The 20,049-nt window shown below is 54.5% G+C and carries 25 protein-coding genes and 1 pseudogene; 11 read left to right on the top strand and 15 right to left on the bottom strand.

The genetic code is table 11. The annotated features are described in order from the left end of the window. Nucleotides 1–19: 19 nt before the first annotated feature. Entirely contained in the window at nucleotides 20–1,309 is a 1,290-nt protein-coding gene (locus tag GD630_RS15510; RefSeq protein WP_007568639.1) for a site-specific integrase, read from the top strand. A gap of 28 nt (nucleotides 1,310–1,337) precedes the next feature. Continuing rightward, on the top strand, nucleotides 1,338–1,703 hold the full coding sequence (locus tag GD630_RS15505) for a hypothetical protein (RefSeq protein ID WP_007559043.1): 366 nt from the start codon (nucleotides 1,338–1,340) through the stop codon (nucleotides 1,701–1,703). A gap of 33 nt (nucleotides 1,704–1,736) precedes the next feature. Here GD630_RS15505 and GD630_RS15500 read toward each other — a convergent pair whose 3' ends face one another. Continuing rightward, a complete protein-coding gene (locus GD630_RS15500; protein WP_004295430.1) occupies nucleotides 1,737–2,048 on the bottom strand; it encodes a helix-turn-helix domain-containing protein in 312 nt (103 codons plus the stop codon). Continuing rightward, nucleotides 2,045–2,338, bottom strand: a complete 294-nt coding sequence (locus GD630_RS15495; RefSeq protein ID WP_004319131.1) for a helix-turn-helix domain-containing protein — start codon at nucleotides 2,336–2,338, stop codon at nucleotides 2,045–2,047. The genes GD630_RS15500 and GD630_RS15495 overlap by 4 nt, the downstream gene beginning before the upstream one ends. Nucleotides 2,339–2,880: 542 nt before the next feature. On the opposite strand from GD630_RS15495, the gene GD630_RS15490 reads away from it, so the two are divergent. Genes GD630_RS15490 through GD630_RS15450 form a run of 9 tightly spaced genes read left to right on the top strand, consistent with a single transcriptional unit; the run spans nucleotide 2,881 to nucleotide 7,288 of the window. Further along, nucleotides 2,881–3,132 (top strand): hypothetical protein, encoded by a 252-nt coding sequence (locus GD630_RS15490; protein ID WP_004303766.1) that lies wholly within the window; start codon nucleotides 2,881–2,883, stop codon nucleotides 3,130–3,132. 12 nt (nucleotides 3,133–3,144) lie between these two features. Then, entirely contained in the window at nucleotides 3,145–4,137 is a 993-nt protein-coding gene (locus tag GD630_RS15485; RefSeq protein WP_007559037.1) for a hypothetical protein, read from the top strand. Between the two features lie 45 nt (nucleotides 4,138–4,182). Further along, complete coding sequence (locus GD630_RS15480; RefSeq protein WP_234258972.1) at nucleotides 4,183–4,593, top strand: PcfK-like family protein; 411 nt, start codon at nucleotides 4,183–4,185, stop codon at nucleotides 4,591–4,593. 2 nt (nucleotides 4,594–4,595) lie between these two features. Continuing rightward, nucleotides 4,596–5,879, top strand: coding sequence for a PcfJ domain-containing protein (locus GD630_RS15475; RefSeq protein WP_143868131.1), 1,284 nt, complete (start codon nucleotides 4,596–4,598; stop codon nucleotides 5,877–5,879). Nucleotides 5,880–5,919: 40 nt separating this feature from the next. Next, nucleotides 5,920–6,246 carry a hypothetical protein gene (locus GD630_RS15470; RefSeq protein WP_004295437.1) on the top strand — a complete coding sequence of 109 codons (327 nt, stop codon included), beginning with the start codon at nucleotides 5,920–5,922 and terminating at the stop codon, nucleotides 6,244–6,246. Between the two features lie 40 nt (nucleotides 6,247–6,286). Then, nucleotides 6,287–6,604 carry a hypothetical protein gene (locus GD630_RS15465; protein WP_004295436.1) on the top strand — a complete coding sequence of 106 codons (318 nt, stop codon included), beginning with the start codon at nucleotides 6,287–6,289 and terminating at the stop codon, nucleotides 6,602–6,604. A 46-nt stretch (nucleotides 6,605–6,650) separates the two neighbouring features. Then, a complete protein-coding gene (locus GD630_RS15460) occupies nucleotides 6,651–6,917 on the top strand; it encodes a DUF6956 domain-containing protein (RefSeq protein ID WP_004303780.1) in 267 nt (88 codons plus the stop codon). A gap of 4 nt (nucleotides 6,918–6,921) precedes the next feature. Beyond that, complete coding sequence (locus GD630_RS15455; protein WP_004295439.1) at nucleotides 6,922–7,101, top strand: hypothetical protein; 180 nt, start codon at nucleotides 6,922–6,924, stop codon at nucleotides 7,099–7,101. Next, on the top strand, nucleotides 7,085–7,288 hold the full coding sequence (locus tag GD630_RS15450; protein WP_004295440.1) for a hypothetical protein: 204 nt from the start codon (nucleotides 7,085–7,087) through the stop codon (nucleotides 7,286–7,288). The genes GD630_RS15455 and GD630_RS15450 overlap by 17 nt, the downstream gene beginning before the upstream one ends. A 56-nt stretch (nucleotides 7,289–7,344) precedes the next feature. Here GD630_RS15450 and GD630_RS15445 read toward each other — a convergent pair whose 3' ends face one another. From GD630_RS15445 to ltrA, 13 genes and pseudogenes are all read right to left on the bottom strand, one after another. Then, the gene (locus tag GD630_RS15445; RefSeq protein WP_004295441.1) at nucleotides 7,345–7,731 is read right to left on the bottom strand and encodes a hypothetical protein; all 387 of its coding nucleotides are present in this window, start codon (nucleotides 7,729–7,731) and stop codon (nucleotides 7,345–7,347) included. A gap of 361 nt (nucleotides 7,732–8,092) precedes the next feature. Beyond that, the gene (locus tag GD630_RS15440; protein WP_143868132.1) at nucleotides 8,093–10,045 is read right to left on the bottom strand and encodes a DUF4116 domain-containing protein; all 1,953 of its coding nucleotides are present in this window, start codon (nucleotides 10,043–10,045) and stop codon (nucleotides 8,093–8,095) included. Between the two features lie 63 nt (nucleotides 10,046–10,108). Further along, nucleotides 10,109–10,552: a DUF3872 domain-containing protein gene (locus tag GD630_RS15435; RefSeq protein WP_004295445.1), complete on the bottom strand. Its 444-nt coding sequence runs from the start codon at nucleotides 10,550–10,552 to the stop codon at nucleotides 10,109–10,111. Between the two features lie 13 nt (nucleotides 10,553–10,565). After that, nucleotides 10,566–11,150, bottom strand: coding sequence for a conjugal transfer protein TraO (locus tag GD630_RS15430; protein WP_004319140.1), 585 nt, complete (start codon nucleotides 11,148–11,150; stop codon nucleotides 10,566–10,568). A gap of 1 nt (nucleotide 11,151) precedes the next feature. Next, on the bottom strand, nucleotides 11,152–12,072 hold the full coding sequence (gene traN / locus GD630_RS15425) for a conjugative transposon protein TraN (protein ID WP_004295447.1): 921 nt from the start codon (nucleotides 12,070–12,072) through the stop codon (nucleotides 11,152–11,154). 72 nt (nucleotides 12,073–12,144) lie between these two features. Continuing rightward, nucleotides 12,145–13,425, bottom strand: a complete 1,281-nt coding sequence (gene traM, locus GD630_RS15420; RefSeq protein WP_007851773.1) for a conjugative transposon protein TraM — start codon at nucleotides 13,423–13,425, stop codon at nucleotides 12,145–12,147. Beyond that, nucleotides 13,400–13,699, bottom strand: coding sequence for a TraL conjugative transposon family protein (locus tag GD630_RS15415; protein WP_004295449.1), 300 nt, complete (start codon nucleotides 13,697–13,699; stop codon nucleotides 13,400–13,402). The genes traM and GD630_RS15415 overlap by 26 nt, the downstream gene beginning before the upstream one ends. A gap of 4 nt (nucleotides 13,700–13,703) precedes the next feature. Beyond that, entirely contained in the window at nucleotides 13,704–14,327 is a 624-nt protein-coding gene (gene traK / locus GD630_RS15410; RefSeq protein WP_004295450.1) for a conjugative transposon protein TraK, read from the bottom strand. A gap of 11 nt (nucleotides 14,328–14,338) precedes the next feature. Further along, the gene (gene traJ, locus GD630_RS15405) at nucleotides 14,339–15,418 is read right to left on the bottom strand and encodes a conjugative transposon protein TraJ (protein WP_143868134.1); all 1,080 of its coding nucleotides are present in this window, start codon (nucleotides 15,416–15,418) and stop codon (nucleotides 14,339–14,341) included. A 19-nt stretch (nucleotides 15,419–15,437) separates the two neighbouring features. Continuing rightward, the gene (locus tag GD630_RS15400) at nucleotides 15,438–16,058 is read right to left on the bottom strand and encodes a DUF4141 domain-containing protein (protein WP_004295452.1); all 621 of its coding nucleotides are present in this window, start codon (nucleotides 16,056–16,058) and stop codon (nucleotides 15,438–15,440) included. Nucleotides 16,059–16,093: 35 nt separating this feature from the next. Next, nucleotides 16,094–16,408, bottom strand: a complete 315-nt coding sequence (locus tag GD630_RS15395; RefSeq protein WP_004303798.1) for a DUF3876 domain-containing protein — start codon at nucleotides 16,406–16,408, stop codon at nucleotides 16,094–16,096. 14 nt (nucleotides 16,409–16,422) lie between these two features. Then, a pseudogene (locus GD630_RS15390) lies at nucleotides 16,423–18,000 on the bottom strand (TraG family conjugative transposon ATPase); the annotation flags it as partial. 113 nt (nucleotides 18,001–18,113) lie between these two features. After that, nucleotides 18,114–19,775, bottom strand: coding sequence for a group II intron reverse transcriptase/maturase (gene ltrA, locus GD630_RS15385; RefSeq protein ID WP_182505634.1), 1,662 nt, complete (start codon nucleotides 19,773–19,775; stop codon nucleotides 18,114–18,116). Nucleotides 19,776–20,049 lie beyond the last annotated feature (274 nt).

The following is a 20,049-nucleotide window of genomic DNA, read 5'->3' as shown; positions in this document are numbered from 1 at the left end:
AATCAAATTCACAACGATTATGGAAACGAATAATAAAGAGATAAAACGCCGCAGCACGTTCTCCCTGCTGTTCTACATCAACCGCACGAAAGTCCGCAAGGACGGAACATGTAAATTGTTATGCAAGGTAAGCATCGACGCCAAGTCGGCCCCGATCAATATCAACGCGTTTGTCGATCCATCGCTTTGGAATCCGGAAACCAAAAGGGCGAACGGACGAAGCGAGAACGCCCGAACGGTAAACCAGGCAATAGAGAAACTGACCGAAAAAATCACCGGACATTACCGTCATATTCGTAAAAGCCTCGGTTTCGTGACGGCCGAGCTGGTCAAAAACGCCGTGGAAGGAATCGGGCAGAAACCGTTCACCCTCCTTGCCTTGTTCCGCGAGCATAACGAGGAGTTCCGCAAGCGTGTCGGCGTGGATCGCAAGGAAGAAACTTATGAAAGTTACGAGAACTCCTATAATATTTTAGCCTCCTTCGTGAAAAAAAGGAAGGAAAAGGAGGATGTAGCGTTGCGGAGCCTTGACCGGGAGTTCTACGATGATTTTGAAATATTCCTGCGTACAGATCGTGAAATGAAACCCAAGACAGTACACGAGCATCTTTACCGGTTGAAAAAAATGACCAAGCGGGCTGTCAGTCAGGGTACACTCCGGCGCGACCCTTACGGGAAGCTGCACCCGGAACTGCCCCGGCGCAAGAGCCGCCATTTGAAACTCGAAGACCTCAAAAAACTGATGGAAACTCCCGTCGGTAAACCCAACCTCCAGCGGGTGCGGGACTGGTTTCTCTTCGCTACCTTCACGGGGTTGTCCTACGCCGACCTGAAACGCTTGTCCGAAAAAGACATCACGCAGTCGGACGACGGAACGTACTGGATACACATCCGGCGCCAGAAGACCGAAACGCCCTCGGCCATCCGCCTGCTGAACGTGCCGTTGCAGATCATCGAGAAATACCGCCACGAGCGTAAAAGCGACAGGATTTTCAACCTCTATTGCCGGGGGTATCTCATCAAGCTCACCAGAGAACTGGGACGGACATACGGCTTCGACATGACCTTTCACAAGGCGAGGCACAATTTCGGGACACATATCACGCTCTCGCTGGGTGTGCCTATCGAAACTGTCAGCCGCATGATGGGACACAAGAGCATTTCCACCACGCAGATTTACGCCAAAGTGACCGACCGCAAGGTGGACGAGGACATGAAACGTCTGAAAGAACAGACCAAAGGCCGGAAAATAAATCTCTACGAGGAGGACGAACCGGAAACGGCAGATATTATAACGGTAAACGGTTGAACAGTATAACAAAAATTGATAAATTTGTATGACTATGACGACAAGAGAACCTATCAGCATTGAAAACGGGCGGGTGGAAATCCACACGCCGGAGAACCGTGTATGGCTCACGCGCCACCAGATTGCCGACCTGTTCGGAGTCTTCGTTCCTGCCGTGGGGAGCAACATCCGCTCCATACTCAAAAGCGGCATACTCCGTGAGGAGCGGGTTTACCGCCGGGAGCGCAACCGTGACGGCGGTATTGTCGAGCTGTATTCGCTCGAAATGATCGCCGCGCTGGCTTTCCGCTTAAAATCCGGGAATGCCGAAGCCTTCCGACGGTGGCTTGTCCGAAGGGCCACGACGACCGCCGTCGTCTGGCAGCTCCCCGGCATGAACACGATATTGAACTGAAAAAGAAGAACGGCCGTGATGGCCGTTCTTCTTTTATACCCATTCCTGTCCCCCGATACATTTCTTCCGGGAATCTTCCAGAAATTTCTGTATCTCGGATTCCATGTATAGTACCTTGCCCTGAATCAAATAATAGGGAATGATCCGCGCCGTGCGGTATTCCTGCAATGTACGCCTGCTGATTTTCAGCAGCCGGGACAATTCCTCGTCGGTGACGAACCGCTCTCCCTTGAGTGTCCGGCCTCCGGAGGATTCCAGTTTATCCAGTGCCTTGCCGGCCTTTTCCAAACGCCGGAAGAGATCCGCCACACGCGGATCGTGCTTGTCGATGAAATAATGGCTCATAACGCGGCGGTATTAGGATAGTGCGACGATTGCAGCAGTTTCCCGACATCTTCCGGTTTGTAGAAGATTTTGTGACGGATGCGGCTGAAAGGCAGCAACCCTTTCTCCCGGTAGGTTTGCAGGGTACGTTTCGATATCCCCAGCACGTCACAGACATCCTGGTTGTCCAGCCATTTTTTCAAACTCACGTCCTCCTGCCTGCGGCATAACGCCTCGGCTTTTCTTTCAATGGCTTCCACGTGCCCTGCCAGCGCGTCGAAAGCCTTCACGTCCATACTTATTATTTCCATGTTCTGTTTCATTTTTTGTTTCCCGGATGCCCAAAAGTACACAAATGAACAGTATCTTGTTATCAGCCAGTGGTATATGGACGTATCCGTCTTAAAAGTGGCAGCGAGTGGCGCCACGTCCGGCGGAAACGATCCTCCGCCGATACGGGATCGGCACGCTCCGATACGCCAATCGCCCGTGAAAGGAAATGTTCGCGGGCGATTTATCATTCCATGCAGGGTGAGCCGTGAACCGACTTTCGCGAGCGTTCACGGCATATCGTTTTCTCCCCGTTTCTCTCCCATAACCTTTTCCTCTCTTTTTTTCATGCCGCGGAGCGCGGTATGGAAATCTGTTGTCAGTAGCAAAGGTAGTTACGGGGCTCACGCTGCTGCAAGATCGGGCCGCGGGGCGGTTTGCCGCAAAATCTTCCTCTTTCCCTGCGGGCGAGCGTATTTTCCGACAAAATCTTGCAGCAGCTATCCCCGACACCTTTTGATGCTACCGAAACAGATTCCATCCATACCGGCTCCGCTACGGCATAAAAAAAAAGTCAAAGGTTATGAGAAACGAAGAGAAAAATAAATGGAAACAGAAATCCTCCAACCTTCCACTTGGCATAAAGGCAAAGGTCGGGTTGGCGGTAAAGGTCGGGGCGGTGGCTTTGGGCTTCCACGTGTGGGGTATCGACTTTATTTGGGTCGTTTTGGGCTTCACGTTCTGTTATGACATCCTGCGGGGCATTTTCTCCTGCCTTGTTTCTCTCGTGGCTCTAACCGGCTTTTTCTATTTCCTATTCACTCACATCTTCTAAATTATTACAGGTATGACAAAGTACATTTCATTATTCGGAGCGACTACCACGGACACACGGGTGCAGGTAGTCAAGGAAAACCAGGTAATCATCGGTATCGGTGCGGGTGCGAGCAGAAAGCGTTACGTCGTTTACAAGGTGGAACACACCGCCCGTGGCTACGTGTACCACATGGTCGATACCGAAACAAAGGAAATCAGCCAAACGGACATTCTGCGACCCCTCTCGCAAACATTCGGTATCGGCAGGTACTACGACGACGTGAACCCCGAGTTCATGGACGCTTTCGAGGTGGCTTTGCTCGTGGGGCAGGCGGAAGAGCAAGCCACGGCGCAGGCCATCGCCGCCGCCAAAGAGAAAGCCGAGCATGACCGCATAGCGGAAATAGGAGCGCAGAGGTTACGCCGCATCATGCCCGAAGGGGTGCAGGGCGTAATCATCGCCGAACTCAACGAAACGGAATACACTGACCCCTCTTACGAGTGTTCGACCACCCGAAGCGTGCGTACCGTCATTCTCGGCTTTTCGGCCACCTCCCGCAACGGCTTCGGGGAGTTGAGAAAGGCGGCGGCCAATTTCCCGCAAACGGCGCACCTCTCCGAATACGACCCCAAGAACGAACACCGCTATCCCGTTTTCACGCTCGGCAAAAGTCCGAAATACGGGTGGAGTGTCTGCAAACTGACCCACTACACACGTGAAGGGTACATCGACAGGCTGGCATATATCGCAGGAAACGAGGAGAATATATGTCTGCCCGAGCCGAAAGACGAAAAACGGGCGGAACGCACTGAAACGAGCGTGCAAGGCGGGTTTATCATCGTGGACTATTCCGAGAAGGCGATAGCCGTATTCGGGGACACCAAGCCCGTCAAGGACGCCCTTCACGCACTCGGGGGACGCTTCAACGCACGGCTGACGCATGACGGGCAGAAGAGAGCGGGATGGATTTTCCAAAAGACCAAAGAGGACGAGGTGCGGCGGCTTCTCGGAAAGGACGAATAAATGTTGAACACGGGGCGGCTCGCCGCCCCACAATACCAAAAAATCATGGCACAAGGAACAGATTATTTCAAACTGACGATACAGAACTATCTCGACGCACGGGCACGGGAGGACGAACTTTTCGCACCCCGATACGCCAACCCGAAAAAGAACATTGACGATTGCTGCACTTTCATCATCAACCAAGTACGGCAGAGCGGTTGCAACGGGTTTGCCGACGAGGAAATATACTCTATGGCACTCCACTATTACGACGAGGAGGACATCGACATCGGCAAACCCGTCAGTTGCAAGGTAGTGGTCAATCACACCGTTGAACTGACCGAGGAGGAAAAAGTCGAGGCACGGCGGAACGCCATACGGAAGGCCGAGAGCGAAGCCTACGCCAAGTTGGCGAAAGCCAAGTCCAAACCCAAGAAAATCGAAGATAACAAACTAATGCCCAGTCTATTTTAGTTATGAAACCGAGAACAAAATTCCAACAGAGCGTTGTGGCGGCAAGTAAACACCTGCCGCCGCTTACCCCCGCACAAATCGAATGGGGGTACAAGAACTGCATCGAGCATATCGGACGCCGCACGCCGAAAGGACTTATCACCTGCACCGAGTGCGGCCACACGTGGCAGAGCGAAAACGGAGAACTCACGGACAATCTGTTAGGGTGCGAGTGTCCGCACTGCCACACCCCGCTGAAAGTGGAAACCACCCTGCGCCGCAAGTTCAACGATTACGAGTATTTGTGCATCGTAACCCGCTGCAGGGGTTTTCAAGTCCTGCGCTTCGTCTATATCGAGTGTTGGGCGAAAGTGGGACAGACGCCCGTTTACACCCATATCGAAGCCGTACAGCGGTGGATTGCCCCCGACGGACGCTCCGCAACCTTCGCACGGCTGCGCCCGATGGGCTTCTTCGTTCACGGGTGGAGTTGGTCGAGCGCATTGGAACTGCGGGCGGAGAACGACGGGAAATACAACATCACGCCCACACGCATCTATCCCCGGCAACGGCTTATCCCCGAACTGCGCCGAAGCGGCTACGGTAAACAACTCCCCGATGTAACCCCTTTCGACCTTATCCACCTGCTGCTCTCGGAGAACAAGGCCGAAACGCTGCTTAAAGCGGGACAAACGGCACTCGTGCGATTTTTCGCCCGTTCCTCCCGCAATATCGCAGACTATTGGCCGGCCATCCGTATCGCCATCCGTAACGGGTACGCTATCGGGAAACCGACGGAATGGTGCGACTACATCGACCTGCTGCGATTTTTCGGGAAAGACCTGCATAACGCCCATTTCGTGTGTCCCGCAGACCTGCCCGCAGCGCATGACCTCTACATGGCTAAAAAACGGCGGCACATGCAAATGGAACGGCGGCAGGAGGAACGGCGCAAGGCGTTGGAACAGGAAGCCTCGTTTGTCAAAGCCAAAGGACGGTTTTTCGGAGTGGAGTTTTCCGACGGGGAAATCCGCATCAAGGTATTGGACAGCGTTGAAGCCATACGGCAGGAGGGCGAGGCCATGCACCACTGCGTGTTTACCAACGAATACTATCTGAAAGCCGACTCGCTCATACTCTCGGCCACAATCGACGGCAAACGTATCGAAACGATAGAGGTGTCCCTAAAACGCATGGAGGTCGTGCAGAGCCGTGGCGTGTGTAACAAGAATACCCCATACCACGGGCAAATACTGAAACTGATGAAGGGGAACATGTCCCTTATACGGAAACGAATGACAGCATAAAAATCGGGGCGGCGAAAGCCGCCCGCAAAAACAAAATAGAATGAACCAAATAGCATATAAATTCGTGTCGTGGGACGTTCCCGCACTCGAAAGCCTTGCAGGCTCAAAAGCGTACATATTACGCAAACGGCTCAATGACGGGGGAACGCTCACCCGTGAGGAGAAAGACTGGATTACCCGTGAGGTAAACCATAACACCTATTTCAAGGACTCCATTCCGCTTTTAGGGTATCGTTTCAACTTTGTCGATGTACTGAAAACATTCGTGGTAAAGCAGTACGGGCATTACACGGAATACAAGGGCGTGGACAAGACGAGCATACGCTCCATGTTGTACGGCAGAGTGGAAAGGATTGTCGAATTATAAAATCGGGGCGGCGAAAGCCGCCCTACAAAAAAACATAACAATGAAAATCATCTATAAAAGCTACATGGCACGCCCGCTCAAACCCTTCGGGGAGTGGGATTGGGAAGTTCGGGAAGCAGTCAAGACGGCCCTTGCGCTCGTCGAGGGGAAAAACGGGTTCAAAACCCATTCCGAGATATGGCGAAGGTGCAACCTCGTCATTACCGTGGGACACAACATCTACACCACGAGTATCGAGATACGACCACCCGAGCAGGACGTGATACGCCGCAGGAGCAACTGGCATAACGGCTACGCCTACTACTGCAACGGCGTGTTCTGGGCGAACATGAGCAGGGTTAGAGTGGAACTTGTCTGATTAAAAAATTTCGGGGCGGCAAAAGCCGCCCGTAAAAAGCGAGAATATGAAAACGAATGAAGTAAACAAGGAAATCTCCTATGAAACGCTGCTCGTAACCTTCGGCGAGGGTATCGGGCGGCTCGACACCATGTTCGACGACCCGCAGGTGTGGGGCGTTGCCACGCTGAAGCAGTGGATCGACGGGTATGAAACTACGCGCTTCACCGAAATCGACGACCGAACGGCGGTTATCACATCCGAATACAACATGGACAGCGTGAAGGAATGGCTGCAAAAGAACACACCGATTATCAACCTGGAAAAACGATAAAATCATGCGCAAGTACAAATTATTCATCGGCTACCGGCTGCTGGGAGAGTTTTCCGGTATATGGGAAGCCAAAAATTTCGCCGCTGAAAGCGGCATGAGCGGAATTTTCTCGCTCGTGGGAGAAAATTACCGGGACAGTTGGTACGAACCAAAAAAACAGGACAAGAATGGAAACAAAGATTAAAGACATCACGGGAGCGGAAATAACCGTTACCGACTTAAAAGAGGCGGTACGCCAATGCCGGGAGTGCCTCGCAAGTCCCTACCTGATGCCCTCGGGGCATACCGTGGGGGAAAACCATGCCTACATGTTGCGGCAACTGCTCGCCCTGCAAAGGCGGAAACGGGAACACGGCAGGCAACGGCCGTGAAAATACGACGCGAAAAAAATCGGACGATAACAACCGTCCGATTTTTTTGTTTCCCGTCAATCGACCGCCGTATGGTCGCCCAGCTTCCCGTGCAGTTCACGCCCGATATGTCCGGCAATGCCACGGGGAGAAATTTCAGAGATTGAACCCCACCCGCCATGCGTGTATATGCACGTCTTGAGCGGTTCGGTACGGGAAAGGTAGAACAGATAGCCGTTGCGGAGCAGGATGCCCACGAACACCGAGCCGACCTCGATGTCGGCGATCTCGTCAAAACGTATCTTCCCGTCATTGTATAATACTGCCGTGCCATCCGCATCGGGAATGACGAACAGATCGTCTTCCATGACAATCCCGTGCAACTCGATTAGCGACCCCAGGCATTCACTCGCCGATACCCGGTCGTAATCACCCTTTACCTCATTTGTCGATTTCGTTTCCATATCGCTTTTCTTTAGGTTCAGACAAATACCATACGAAAAAGGCGTGAGAATACGTTAAATACCGGCATTGAGGTACAGCCAAGCACCCATCCACTCGATAGATAATTTCTCCCCACGCCGCTATCGCATACGCTTGACGCATATAGACACGACGATGAAGAAGAGAACTACCCATTATTTTGCGAGCGGATTAAAATTTGGCTGTTTTCAATGCCCCACCATAATGTGTTCCTTCCGTATGTAAATCGCCCGGCGGCACGCCGCCGGAGGATTCGATTGCAAATATAACGATTTCATTCGGGTATCGGCGACAATACGTGCGATTTTTAACAACCTTCCTGCCAAAGAACTACCCGCCGTCCTACAATTTCGGCCCCCGGGCGGGTTTGCGGGGCGCGACCTTCGGCTGCGCCTTCTTCTCCCTGGGCGGTTCGACGATCCGCAGTTTGAGTTTCTCCGTCTTACGGTCGTAACGCACCTCGCAGCAGTCAATCTCACCCGCAACCGACGTCCACACGTTGTTCACACGCACCGCGCCGCCCGAGTAGAGGGTCTTGTATTGTTCGTATTCGAGCGGCTGCCGCAATTTCGCGTCCACCTGACGGTGGAACGAATAGATATTACGTCCCTTTGCTATCTCGTCGGGAACGTAAACCCGCAACTCGGGATGGGTGGCCTCGGCATAGAGGCACAGATCCGCCGTGCGAAGCTCCCTCGGAACCCACTGGATCATCCTCGGGTCGCCCCGCACGGCCGTATCGGCCACGAGCGGCGTGATGGCCGTCTGGGGAATGTCGTACAGCACCCCCGCATCCTTGCGAACGGCCTCCAACGCCACCTCCTCCGTTACAAGCCGGCGGTTCAGGTGCAGGACACTCATCAACCGGTGTATCTTTTGCGGGTCGTTCTGCTCGCGGAACACCTGCAAGACCAGGGCGGGGTCGCTCAACGCGCTGATAACCGAGAAATCGGTTTTGTCCTTCCCGTAGGTACGCTCGAAAGCCTCCCGGCTCATCTCCGGCGTCCGGGCTTCGCGGGGGACGCCTTTCAGGTTTTGCGGGTTCTCCCGCACCAGGCTCATGTATAGATCCGGGCTTTTCATGCTCTCGGGCAGGTGGGCGATGGCATAGGGACTGCGCCGTATGGCCTCCATGCACAACTCCGGCGTTTTCCACTTCTCGGGGACATATTGCAGGTAGCTCCCGTCGTGCCCGACGGCCCGGCGGCACATCTCCTCGTTCTTGGCGTGGTCGGGAAGGTTGTAGAACAGCTCCGGCTCCAGGGCGAAAATTTCCCGGGCCACCCTCGGCGTGAGGAACCAGGGGTTCATGTTCTCCAAAAAATCGAAGGTCTTATCGTAATTCGTGCAATAGAACCCCAACACTTTCAGGTGTATCTCCTCGAAGGGGATATAGCGGAGGACACGCAGGTCGTCGGTACGGGCCAACGCCCGGTTGCAGACCTCCGGCGTGAGCTGTTCGGGGTTGAAAAAGCGGATGGCCAGGGGATCGCGCTCCAGCGCCATCCCGCACAGACGGTCGGTTTTCAGATGTTTCGGAACGTACTCCAGTGCCAGGTAGTTCGAGGACACGGCGGCCTCGCAGACCCGTTCCGTGCGTAATTCCTCCGGCACTTCATGGAGCAGGATGCCGTCCCCGCTGACGGCACGCAGGCAGACTGCCTCCGTGCGCAGTTCCACCGGCACGAGCGAAAGGCAGGACGCGTCCATCCCCACGCCGTGAAGGGCCAGTTCCCCGGTCATGACCTCCGGGGCAATGGAGGCGAAAATCTCGAACTTGTCCACGAACGACATCCCGAATTTTTTCAGCCCTTCCAGGCATATATCGGGATACGGAATGTAAGGGAGTATCTTGTAATCGGCACTGTCCACCGCTTTCAACGCCGCACGGCATATTTGCGGCGTCCTCAATTCCCCGGGGACGGCCTCCAGCACCAGACCGTTGCGCTTCACGGCCGTCATGCACAGTTCGGGGGTCTTCAACCCCTCCGGAACGTAATACAGCGCGTAGCTGTTGCTATCGACGGCGGCACGGCACATTTTCGGTGTCTTCAGACGGTCAGGGACGAATTTCAGTGTTTCGCCCCGGTGGCCGGCCGCGGCAAGACAAAGTTCCGGCGTTTTCATCGCTTCGGGAACGAACTCGATGTTGAAAGCCGATTTCTTGATGGCGAAACGGCAGACTTCCGCCGTTTTCCGATCCTCGGGCAGCGTCTCGAAAAGGTTCTCGCGCCACGGGTTCTCGTACACCCCCGTATCGAGATAGGCTATATCTATTCTCTCTTGCTCTGTCATGGTTTTCAGTATTTATGGAAAGCGCCCGGGTGACGGGCGCTTCTCTTGGTTAGACATATTCCGTTATCGTTCCGTTTCCTCCGTCCCGTTCTCGCTCTGGAACGTGAAGGAGGTCTTCACGACCTGACCCGTGTTGTCCTCGACATAGACGTCGATGGTCTGCTGGTCATCGCTGCGCGATGTGTAATAGAGGCGGAACACCTCACGGTCGAGCGGATAGCGGTCGTTGGGCAGGAACACCGTACCGTCGTCCATCCTCAACTCACCGCGCCCGTCGGGCTGGAAATAGCGGATCGTGTAACGCGCGCCGTCATATCTCCCCTCCCGCACGAGCGTGCAGCGGATTTCAGCGGTTTCACCAACGGAGATTCGCTTCTGAACGGGCATCGTTTCCAGAGAGAACGTGTACGCCTGCTGTATATCCAGCCCGTTGTCGCAGGATGCGCATAAAAGACCCAGGGCGGCGATCCAGACCGCCAGGGCCAATATCTTTTTCATCTTTTTCATGTCGCTTGCAAGTTTAATGGATTATGAATTTCACGCCCAGGCCGAACTGCGCGTGGAAATGTCCCGTTGTAGTGCCCCATAGGATACGCTCACGCCCCGTCAGCGAGAGGATAATCCTGTCGGTCAGGTACGCATCGACCTCCAGCGTGACGGCCCCGCCATAGAGGAAACGGTCGCGGTGGCGGAGCGTAGAGCCGTCATAGAGCCGCCTTTCGCCCCGGTTCACACTCTCGTAACCGGCCAGCGCCGAGCCGCCGAGGTAGAAGAAAAAAGTCCTGGACGGGTCGGCGAGGAACTTGTAATAGTAACCGCCCTCGGCAGTGAACTGCGCCACAGGGATACGTTCCGACTTGTAGGGGTAATAACGGTTCAGGAACTCCGCGCCGAACACCCACTTGTCGGCATTCTTCGCGTAGCGGCTCATGGCCAGCCCGAACCAGTAGCCCGTTTCGCTGCGGCTGTCCCGGGTATAGAAGCCGTCGGCCATGCCTCCCCGTATTTCCAGCCCGCGCATGGCGGGCAGGGCACGCTGGGCGTGCGCCCCGTCCGAAAGGAGGAGGCATAACCCCAGCGTGAGAATGAATATCGCCCGTTTCATATCACTTTACCTTTAACTCGTTGATAACACGTGCGCGCACCAGGTCGGCATTCTCCACCGTGAAAGTCTGGTGTCGCCCGCCTTGCTGCTCGTGCAGTTCCACGACCAGCTGCTTGTCGTCGGCCAGCGTGAACTTCGGGAGCGTGAAGACCATGCGCTCGGTACGCTTGCCGCCGATGACCTGCACGTTGTTGTACGCCCGCACGGGCCATACGACCTGCTCCTGGATGGCCGTGCGTTTGGCCACCTTCTTGTCCGTAATCTTGAACGTCAGGTAGTCCACGTTGAAAGGCACGTTGGAGGAGTTTTTCAGTTGGAGGTGGAAATAAAGCAGGTCGTTATGCACGTAGATACCTTTGAGGAGGTATTGTACCCCGAAACGCTTGCAACCGATATGCTTGATCTCGCGGCGGTCATTCTTGTAAATGGACTGCATGATCAGTTTGACCAGCAGCGGAGATTCGCATCCCAACTCCTGCAAATAGATGTCCAGCGCGTTATTGGGGCGGTTTACCGCCTCCCCGCCATGCAGGAAGTCCGCCATCTCGACCGACAGTTTCACCGGCTCGTCGGCATACTTGACATTGAAGCTGTAATAGGCCCCGTCCTCGGTAATGACCGAAAGGTTGCTCTCGCGCGAGAAATCACGCAGGGCCGCCTTTACACGCAGCACGTTTTCCGTGCCGTCGGCTTTCGCCGCCAGAAGATCCGAAGACCCCAGATCGACGTAACGGATGGCCGAGGGGAAAATCACATGAACGGTCTTGCTGAACGTCACCTCCAGCGCGTAGGGCGGGATAACCCGGTTGAAGGTCAGCGGACGGGTAAGACCGTCGTACAAATCGCCCGTGGAGGGCTTTTCCTGCGCGTGGGCAGCGAACATGCACCCGATAAAAGCGAGTGCCAGAAGAATCTTTTTCATACTCGATAATTTTTTGATTGTTGATAAAAATGGATTTTTTCAGTGGTGTACGGAAGTACGTCGTTTGTACCCTTATTGAAGGGGCGGGAGCAGCAGGACGCTGTAACCGGCCTTGAGCGTGACCTTGACCGAGCGCATCTTCTTGCTCACGTATTGCGACACGCCCTGGATGGCGCTGCGCCCCAGGTCGGAGAGCAGTTGCGAACCGGCATCGTCCGTGATCGTGATACTGCTGCCCATGCCCGCACCCATATTGGCGGCGATCTCCTTCACGGCATTGAGTTCTTCCGACCCCGGCACGGGAATACCCTCGTTGCCGTTCGTGTCATAGACCGACAGATCGACCGGAACGACCGCCCCGCCGTGCTGGACAGCGCTGACCTTGACCGTCAGCCGTTCGCCGTTGATCCTCGCCGCCCCCGTTACGGGCGTACCCGAGGGGATGAGCAGATCTCCCGCCATCATCGGTTCCAGCAGCCGGAAAGTAACCTCCCCGCCATCGGTGAGCGTCACGGTTTGCTGCACGGCGGCACGGATACTGTTGCGCTCGGGCTCGCGAAGGTCGCTCCCCACCGTGTTGAACCCCCAGTTCCGGGGCTTGACGAACTCACGGGCGAAGACCGAATCGGGCAGCGGGGCGGCGAGCAGCGACACGATGTTACGGCGCACCTGGCGCACGGGCTGCACGGAAGCCTTGCCGGAAACGGAGGTCTTCTGACGCGGGGCTTCAGGGGCCTGACCGCCATTCATATAGCGGGCGGCGATCTCGTAGGACTTCTCCAGCAGCGCCACCTGCTCCTCCTGGGCCGTTTTCTGCGCCTGCTGTTCTTCCAGGCGGCGTTCCAGTTCCTCGATGCGGGCCTGCATCTCGCGCTCTTCCCCCGTTTCACCGGCGGTCTCCTCGTAGAAACTGCCTAACTGGCGGTTGATGTCGGCATAGGCGGCACGGGAAGTCCGGAAAGCTCCCGACGAACCGCCGGCAGGGCCGGAAGACTTATCCGGCACGGCAGCGGGCATGACGGGCTCTTCCTCCTCGTCCTCCATCCCGAACGCGAAATCCTGCAAGGAGCGCATCTTTTCCCGCTCCCTGCGCCGCATCTCCTCCTGCACGTAGGCATCACGCTTGTCCGAGAGGATACCCTCCGATTCCGGGGTCGGCAGCTCCGTGTTGAAACCCGCCGAAGGCTCCTCCCGTTCTTTTTCGCCGGGGGAGAAGATCAGCCACATGCACCCGGCAAAGGCCAGGAAAAAGAGCGGGAAGACCACCATCTTCTTCCGCATCTGTATCTGCCGGGGCGTGAGTTCCTTTTTCCCCGCCTCCGGCTGTTTATTCTGTTTTTCGTTCGTCGTCATAATTGAAATCTTTTAGATGTTTTACACTGTCGGCCTCCTGCCGTTGTCTTAATTCCAGTTCCAGCCGCTCGATATGCCGTATCTGCATCCGTTCCCCGGCTCCCTTGCCGAAGCGGTAGATGGAAGACACGGTAAAGTAGAGCGACAAGACGGAAAAGAACAAGAGCAGCGTGAGGATCACGATAATCCGCTTATCGGGCGAGAGCGCCCCGCAAGCGCGGCGCAGGTGGTCTTCGACCCACTCCCCGAAAGCCTTTATTCTCTTCTTTGCCATAACCTTATCTTTTTAATGTACGTAAATCGCGGTTCTCCAGAATCTCGAATTTCTCCATGATGAAACCCTGCGGGTTATTGTCCGAACGCCCCGAGTTGATCAGCTCGCAGCGCGTGACCAGCGAACGCTCGGTGATGTTGCTCTCGCGGACAATCATTTGCCGGGCATAGGTCATGGCCCGGTAGGGATAGGCGTTGAAGTCGCACACCACGGAGTCCACCTCGATACGCTGGCTGATGTTCCCCGACACCACACGGTTGTAGTAACCTTTCTCCTGCATGTCCTGGTAATAGGCGAAGGCGCTCTTATCGACCAGGAACAGCGCGCGGTTGATGTTGCTCTCGATGGCCGCACGGTCGGGCGAGAGGGTGAAGAACAACTCGTGAAAACGCCGGATATGTTCGCGCGCCTCCACGGGGCGGTTCTGGCTCAAATCCTGCGAGAGCGCCAGCATCAGCGACTTGCCCCCGTCCAGGACGTAGATCTTCTCGCGCTGCTTTTCGGCGAAACGAAAGCTCGCGACCACGCTGAACACGGATACCAGCGCGCACAGGCAGAGGAACACGATACCGAAAAGCCGAATCTGCCTGAAACTTGTTTCGATGTTTTTTAATGACTTGAATTCCATTGTCCAAATTGTTATGAATGATTATTGTTACCTTGTGTTGCCAGGTTGCGCCCGTTGGGGGCACTGCCCGAAGCCGGGCCACCGCCGCTGTTACCGGAGGAGGAACCGCCACCGCCGCGACGCCCGAACGTGCGGCCGATCATGTTGCCGGCGATACCGCCCGCGACACCCGTGGCGAATGCCCCGGCCTTGTTGATACCGCCCATAGCCCCGCCGGCTCCGCCCGACTGGATCACCCACTCGGCAACGGTGGGGATCGTGAAATAGCCTATGATACCTATAATCAAAAAGATAATATAGACACCGCTGCCACTGTCGGGAATGTAGTTGGGGTCTTGCAGGGCCAGGACGTCCGCCTGGAGCATCAACGTCTGGATCTTGGCCAGCACCGCGGAGAACAGGTCGGCGATGGGAAGCCAAAGGTACACGCTGATATAGCGGGAAATCCAGCTCGCGAGCGTCGAGTGGAAGCCGTCGTAAATGGAGAGGGCGAACGACAAGGGCCCCAGAATCGACAGCACGACTAAAAAGAATGTCCGCAGCGTGTCGATGGTAAGCCCCGCGGCGTTGAACAACAACTCGAAGAAGTCCCGGACAAGCTGCCGGAAACCGGCCTTGATGTCGTACCACGTGCGTTCGGCCCACATGCTGATAATCTCGCCCAAGTCCGTGATACCCATATCCGCAAGCCGTTGTTCATACACCTCGTCGTCCACTAACCAAGCCTTGCCCTCGCGCCTGCGGGCCTCGGCTTCCAAATCGTCCTTCTGTTGCTGGTATGCCTGCAAATCCAATGTCTGCCCCTCCAGTATGGCGTGCGTGCCCTGCACCACGGGCGACATCACGGCGTTGATCGTCCCCAGAACCACGGTGGGAAAGAACATCACGCACAAGCCGATGGCGAAAGGCCGCAGGAGCGGGAACACGTCGATAGGCTCCGCATTGGCCAGTGCCTTCCATACCCGGTAAGCCACGTAAAAGAGCGCACCCAGGCCGGCGATACCTTTCGCCACCCCGATCATGTCGCCGCATAGCGGCATCATCTCCTGATACAGGTTCCGGAGAACCTGGTGTAAATTGTCGAAATCCACGACTGCCTCCGTTTTCAGGTTACCAATATCTGTCGTTCGGGTTCCCGTAAAGTGCCAGCACCCGGTGCGCGTCGCCCTTTTCGCGGCTGCGGATGAAGGACACGGAGATGGTCTTGCGCGTGTAATAGCGCGTGAGGTTGCGGTACTCCAGCATCTTCGTGTAAACCTGATCCACCACGTCCATCCGCTCCTTGTCCGAGAGCGAGAGGCCGTTGCCGCCGGTTATGACCGTCTTGAGTTCCGCCACCAGCGCGCCACCCTCCTCCAGCAACCGGGCGTAACCCGCCGAGATCGCCGCCAGCTCGTCCACCGTGAAGTTCGGGTCTGAAACCATACGGTTGAATCCCGAGGTGTAGATTTCCGTGATCTCGCTGACCATTTCGAGCGTCAGCTTCACCTTCCGGGCATCCTTGATGATGTTATGCACCGATTTGAGGGCGTCGTAGTAAGCCTTGCTCTGGTTATAAATCTTGATACTCTCTTGCAGCGACTTGACCATGTTGGTCGCCGTGGTCGAGCTTTGAACCGCGCTCTTGATGTTCTGAACGAGGTTCGACGGGTCGATGACCGTCCACTGCGCTTTTGCCTGGTACGTGAAGCAAAGAAGCCCCACGAACAGCGTTAAAATCAATCGTTTCATCCTTTTCATTATTTAATTCGTGAATACTTGGGCGGTCATTCCGACGCCCGGTAATAATCCCCGTAGGCGGAGAGCTGGAGCACCTCGCGCCCCGCATCGTAGGCCAGGGCGACATACCCGTAGAGGTCGAAGTAACGGATACCTCCCCAATACTTCCTTACGGGACGGGAGAAGCGTGTCCCGTCCTTGTAGGACACCTCCACGTAAAAACCGCCGCCCCGGCGTCCCGGGTTGCGGTAGATGCGAACCCGGGGAGAACCCGAGCGGCTTTCCCACTCGCCCGCCACCTCGTACAGCGCGAAGTCCAAACGCGCCGCCGTGGGGTCTGATCCGATACACTTGCGATACATGGCCTGCCCTCCCTTTAACGTTTGCCCTCGGCGAGCTGCCTGATCGCCAGTTCCATATCACCGCCCAGCTCCCCGGCAAGCCGCTGTACCTCCACTTTCTCCGTTTCCTCGGTCGTGTAGGCCAGGTACTCCGGGACGCTGACCTCCGTGGCATAGACCGCCGACTGAACGCCGCCCAGACCGATCCAGACCTCCTTGTATTTACGGGAAGGGTCGTTGGACTGGTTAATCGAGAGAATCTGCGCCTTCTCCTTGTCGGTCAGCCCCAACAAGGACTGAATCGCGTCGAAACGGTTCATGAACTTGCGCTGGTCGAGCAGGATCTTGCAGTCCGAGTTGTTGATGATCGCCTCCTTGACCACCGGGCTGGAAATGATGTCCTCGACCTCCTGCGTCACAACGATGGCCTCACCGTAGTATTTGCGGACTGTTTTATACATATAACGCAGATATTCAGCCATATTGGCCGTAGAGAGCGCCTTCCAGGCCTCCTCGACGATGAGCTGTTTGCGTACCCCCTTGAGCCGTCTCATCTTGTTTATGAAAGCCTCCATGATGATAATGGTGACCACGGGAAAAAGCTCCTTGTTTTCCTTGATGGAATCCACCTCGAAGACCACGAAGCGCTTCGAGAGCAGGTCGATGTTGGCCCGGGAGTTCAGAAGGAAGTCGTAGCGTCCGCCCTTATAATACTGCCGCAGGGTGATGAGCATGTTGTCGATGTTGAAATCCTCGCGGCTGACCCGGATCTCCCGCTCCTCCAGCTCACGGCGGTAGTCGTCTCGCAGGTACTCGTAGAAACTGTCGAAACACGGCACGATATTCCGGTCGGCGCGGATACGCTCGATATAGGCGTTCACGGCACTGCCCAGCTCGCCGCTCTCGGTCTTCGTGATCTTGTCGTCCTCGGTTTTCCAGAGTGTCAGCAGCAGCGTCTTGATGCTGTCCTTCTTCTCCACGTCGAAATAGTAATCGTCGGTGTAGAACGGGTTGAAACTGATGGGATGTTCCTCGGTATAGGTAAAATACACGCCGTCCTCACCTTTGGTCTTACGCCGGATCAGCTCGCAAAGGCCCTGGTAGCTGTTACCGGTATCCACCAGCACGACATGCGTGCCCTGCTCCCAGTATTGGCGGACTAAATGATTCATAAAGAATGACTTGCCTGACCCCGAGCCGCCTAACACGAATTTATTCCTATTCGTAATGATCCCTTTTTTCATCGGTTCGTCCGAGATGTCCAGGTGCAGGGGCCTGCCGCTTACGCGGTCGCACAGCTTGATGCCGAAAGGGCTGGACGAGGATTTATAGTTGGTTTCCTCCGTGAAGAAACAGACTGCGGGCTCGATGAACGTGTAGAACGATTCCTCGGCGGGGAAATCCCCCGCGTTGCCCGGCATACCCGCCCAGTAGAGCGTGGCGGCGTCCACGGTGTTGTGGCGCGGGCGGCACTCCATCAGAGCGAGCTGGCTGCCCACATCATTGCGGATATGCCGGAGCTCCTGCACGTCGTCCGACCAGGCCAGCACGTTGAAATGGGCCCGGACGGATTGAAGACCGAACGAGTGCGCCTCGTTGAGATACTGGTCGATGTCGAGTAGGTCAGCCCCCTTACGGGAGCTTTCCCCTCTAAGAACCGTACGTGAGAGTTTCCCCTCATACGGCTCAAGCAATTCAAAACTTTTATTTGTAACTAAAAGCCGGCTCATAGTAACTTCCATTTATTTCTGTTAGTAATTCGGCTGCAATGATCATGTATTAGGACTTTCGCCTTTCTACTGCTCCCTGTCATTTCAGTAATTTTCCAGGGAGTTTCCCGTGTGATGTGCTTGCCACACACAGGGCAACATTGCATTTGCTGATTCCACAGGCGATAGATATATTGCTTGCCGTCTAAGTGTGCAAGCATTCTTCGGGTCTTGTATTGATCGAAGAAATCTTTCCAATCGGCATCATATGGGTTGGCCTCACTGCGGATTTTGATATGTCGCTTTATTTTCGTATCCGACAATCTCACAAGAGTGTGGTATTTATCCACTTTCCTGTTTTCAAGCGGTACGGCAAAAGTCCAGCTTCTACCTCTTACAGTGTGATAATACTTGTTGGCAATCCATCGTTTACCTTTTTTGGGATGTCTTCTGCGAGACCATCGCCATAGTTTGTTGAAAATTTGTGCATCTGTTTTACGGAAAGTTTCCGATGCAGAACACCCCTTGTAGTAGTTCGCCCATCCTCTAATGACTGGGTTTAGCAATCGTATCAAAGATTGTTGCTTAGAAGACTTGTTCTTGTCCACTATTTCACGAACCTTATCTAAAAATCTCTTTCGACTCTTCTTGGATGGTTTTGTGATAAACTTGCCTTTATATTTTCTGATATTGAACCCAAGAAAATCAAACCCTTCTTCTATATGAGTTATCTTAGTCTTTTCTTCTGATAAGGTAAGCCCTCTTACTTGAAGAAACTCAATGACTAATGGTTTAACATGGTTCTCCAACAACTCCTTACTCTCTCCTGTGATAATAAAATCATCCGCGTAGCGAACAAGATTTATCATAGGAGTATAGTAATTTTTCTTCGAGCGGTTTATCGGAAAGCTATCGGCAAGCAGTTTTTCCAGTCCGTCCAAAGTCATATTTGCAAGAGTTGGGGAGATGATGCCGCCTTGAGGAGTTCCCTCCTCTGTCGGAAAAAGTTGCTTGTTGAAAATAAATCCACTTTTCAACCATTTACGGAGCAAAACTTTATCCATAGGGATATTGTCAAGCAACCATTCATGACTGATATGGTCGAAACAACCTTTGATATCACCTTCTAAGATCCATTGTGGGGATGTCGTCCTTGCCAGGTCATTGAAGCATTGTTGAACGGCATCTGCCGTGCTCCTTTCTTTTCTGAAACCATAAGAATTGGCATCAGCCGTTGTTTCAGCTACGGGAGCCAGTGCCATCAGATACAATGCCTGCATAGCCCGGTCTTTCATAGTTGGTATACCCAATGGTCTTAATTTCCCGTTACTCTTTCTGATATGTACTCGTCTCAGAGGTTGGGGTGTATAACCTCTCCTTTTCAGTTCGGTTATTGCACACACTTTAGCATCTGGCGTTTTCCATGTTACCATATCGACGCCAGCCGTTTTACTCCCATTATTGGAAGTTACACGTCTTACCGCTAATGCTTTAGCGTAAAACGAGTGGGTCAGTGTCCACTGCAAGGCTTTGACCTTGTTGTGGCGACCCTCTTTTTGAGCCTTTACAATGCGCGCTTGTAGCTTTTGAACCGCAGCTTCGCATTTGAGCCAATTTATACTGTCCCATTTGCTCTGCGTTTGGTCAGTCGATGCACACGATTTTTTAATTTCGTTCATTTGCTTTTCTCCTTTTAAAAGTTCTAAAAGTTTCTTGTAAAGAATCACCTACCGCAGAAGTCAGCCTGCTTTCGCAGCGGGATGATGTTTCAATCCCTATTCACCCCATTACAGGGTGGCATTCGCTTTTTCTGCAATCCTATACCCGCACTCCATTCGGCATTCCTTACGGTCTGCTTACCTGTCATTGGCAGGAGAAATACGGGCTTACTACGTTCCGTGCAAGTAACTTATAAGTGGGTTAGGTTCTGTCTATTACACCGGCAGTACTCTG

It is taken from the genome of Bacteroides zhangwenhongii (assembly GCF_009193325.2).
Classification (GTDB): Bacteria; Bacteroidota; Bacteroidia; order Bacteroidales; family Bacteroidaceae; genus Bacteroides; species Bacteroides zhangwenhongii.
The sequence above is the reverse complement of the archived record's forward strand: the minus strand, read 5'-3'. Positions and strand labels throughout refer to the sequence as shown.

Bases quoted from the DNA above. Each gene is read 5' to 3' on its own strand.
- GD630_RS15510 (WP_007568639.1), top strand. From the start codon at position 20: ATGGAAACGAATAATAAAGAGATAAAACGCCGCAGCACGTTCTCCCTG.
- GD630_RS15505 (WP_007559043.1), top strand. From the start codon at position 1,338: ATGACTATGACGACAAGAGAACCTATCAGCATTGAAAACGGGCGGGTG.
- GD630_RS15500 (WP_004295430.1), bottom strand. From the start codon at position 2,048: ATGAGCCATTATTTCATCGACAAGCACGATCCGCGTGTGGCGGATCTC.
- GD630_RS15495 (WP_004319131.1), bottom strand. From the start codon at position 2,338: ATGGAAATAATAAGTATGGACGTGAAGGCTTTCGACGCGCTGGCAGGG.
- GD630_RS15490 (WP_004303766.1), top strand. From the start codon at position 2,881: ATGAGAAACGAAGAGAAAAATAAATGGAAACAGAAATCCTCCAACCTT.
- GD630_RS15485 (WP_007559037.1), top strand. From the start codon at position 3,145: ATGACAAAGTACATTTCATTATTCGGAGCGACTACCACGGACACACGG.
- GD630_RS15480 (WP_234258972.1), top strand. From the start codon at position 4,183: ATGGCACAAGGAACAGATTATTTCAAACTGACGATACAGAACTATCTC.
- GD630_RS15475 (WP_143868131.1), top strand. From the start codon at position 4,596: ATGAAACCGAGAACAAAATTCCAACAGAGCGTTGTGGCGGCAAGTAAA.
- GD630_RS15470 (WP_004295437.1), top strand. From the start codon at position 5,920: ATGAACCAAATAGCATATAAATTCGTGTCGTGGGACGTTCCCGCACTC.
- GD630_RS15465 (WP_004295436.1), top strand. From the start codon at position 6,287: ATGAAAATCATCTATAAAAGCTACATGGCACGCCCGCTCAAACCCTTC.
- GD630_RS15460 (WP_004303780.1), top strand. From the start codon at position 6,651: ATGAAAACGAATGAAGTAAACAAGGAAATCTCCTATGAAACGCTGCTC.
- GD630_RS15455 (WP_004295439.1), top strand. From the start codon at position 6,922: ATGCGCAAGTACAAATTATTCATCGGCTACCGGCTGCTGGGAGAGTTT.
- GD630_RS15450 (WP_004295440.1), top strand. From the start codon at position 7,085: ATGGAAACAAAGATTAAAGACATCACGGGAGCGGAAATAACCGTTACC.
- GD630_RS15445 (WP_004295441.1), bottom strand. From the start codon at position 7,731: ATGGAAACGAAATCGACAAATGAGGTAAAGGGTGATTACGACCGGGTA.
- GD630_RS15440 (WP_143868132.1), bottom strand. From the start codon at position 10,045: ATGACAGAGCAAGAGAGAATAGATATAGCCTATCTCGATACGGGGGTG.
- GD630_RS15435 (WP_004295445.1), bottom strand. From the start codon at position 10,552: ATGAAAAAGATGAAAAAGATATTGGCCCTGGCGGTCTGGATCGCCGCC.
- GD630_RS15430 (WP_004319140.1), bottom strand. From the start codon at position 11,150: ATGAAACGGGCGATATTCATTCTCACGCTGGGGTTATGCCTCCTCCTT.
- traN (WP_004295447.1), bottom strand. From the start codon at position 12,072: ATGAAAAAGATTCTTCTGGCACTCGCTTTTATCGGGTGCATGTTCGCT.
- traM (WP_007851773.1), bottom strand. From the start codon at position 13,425: ATGACGACGAACGAAAAACAGAATAAACAGCCGGAGGCGGGGAAAAAG.
- GD630_RS15415 (WP_004295449.1), bottom strand. From the start codon at position 13,699: ATGGCAAAGAAGAGAATAAAGGCTTTCGGGGAGTGGGTCGAAGACCAC.
- traK (WP_004295450.1), bottom strand. From the start codon at position 14,327: ATGGAATTCAAGTCATTAAAAAACATCGAAACAAGTTTCAGGCAGATT.
- GD630_RS15400 (WP_004295452.1), bottom strand. From the start codon at position 16,058: ATGAAACGATTGATTTTAACGCTGTTCGTGGGGCTTCTTTGCTTCACG.
- GD630_RS15395 (WP_004303798.1), bottom strand. From the start codon at position 16,408: ATGTATCGCAAGTGTATCGGATCAGACCCCACGGCGGCGCGTTTGGAC.
- ltrA (WP_182505634.1), bottom strand. From the start codon at position 19,775: ATGAACGAAATTAAAAAATCGTGTGCATCGACTGACCAAACGCAGAGC.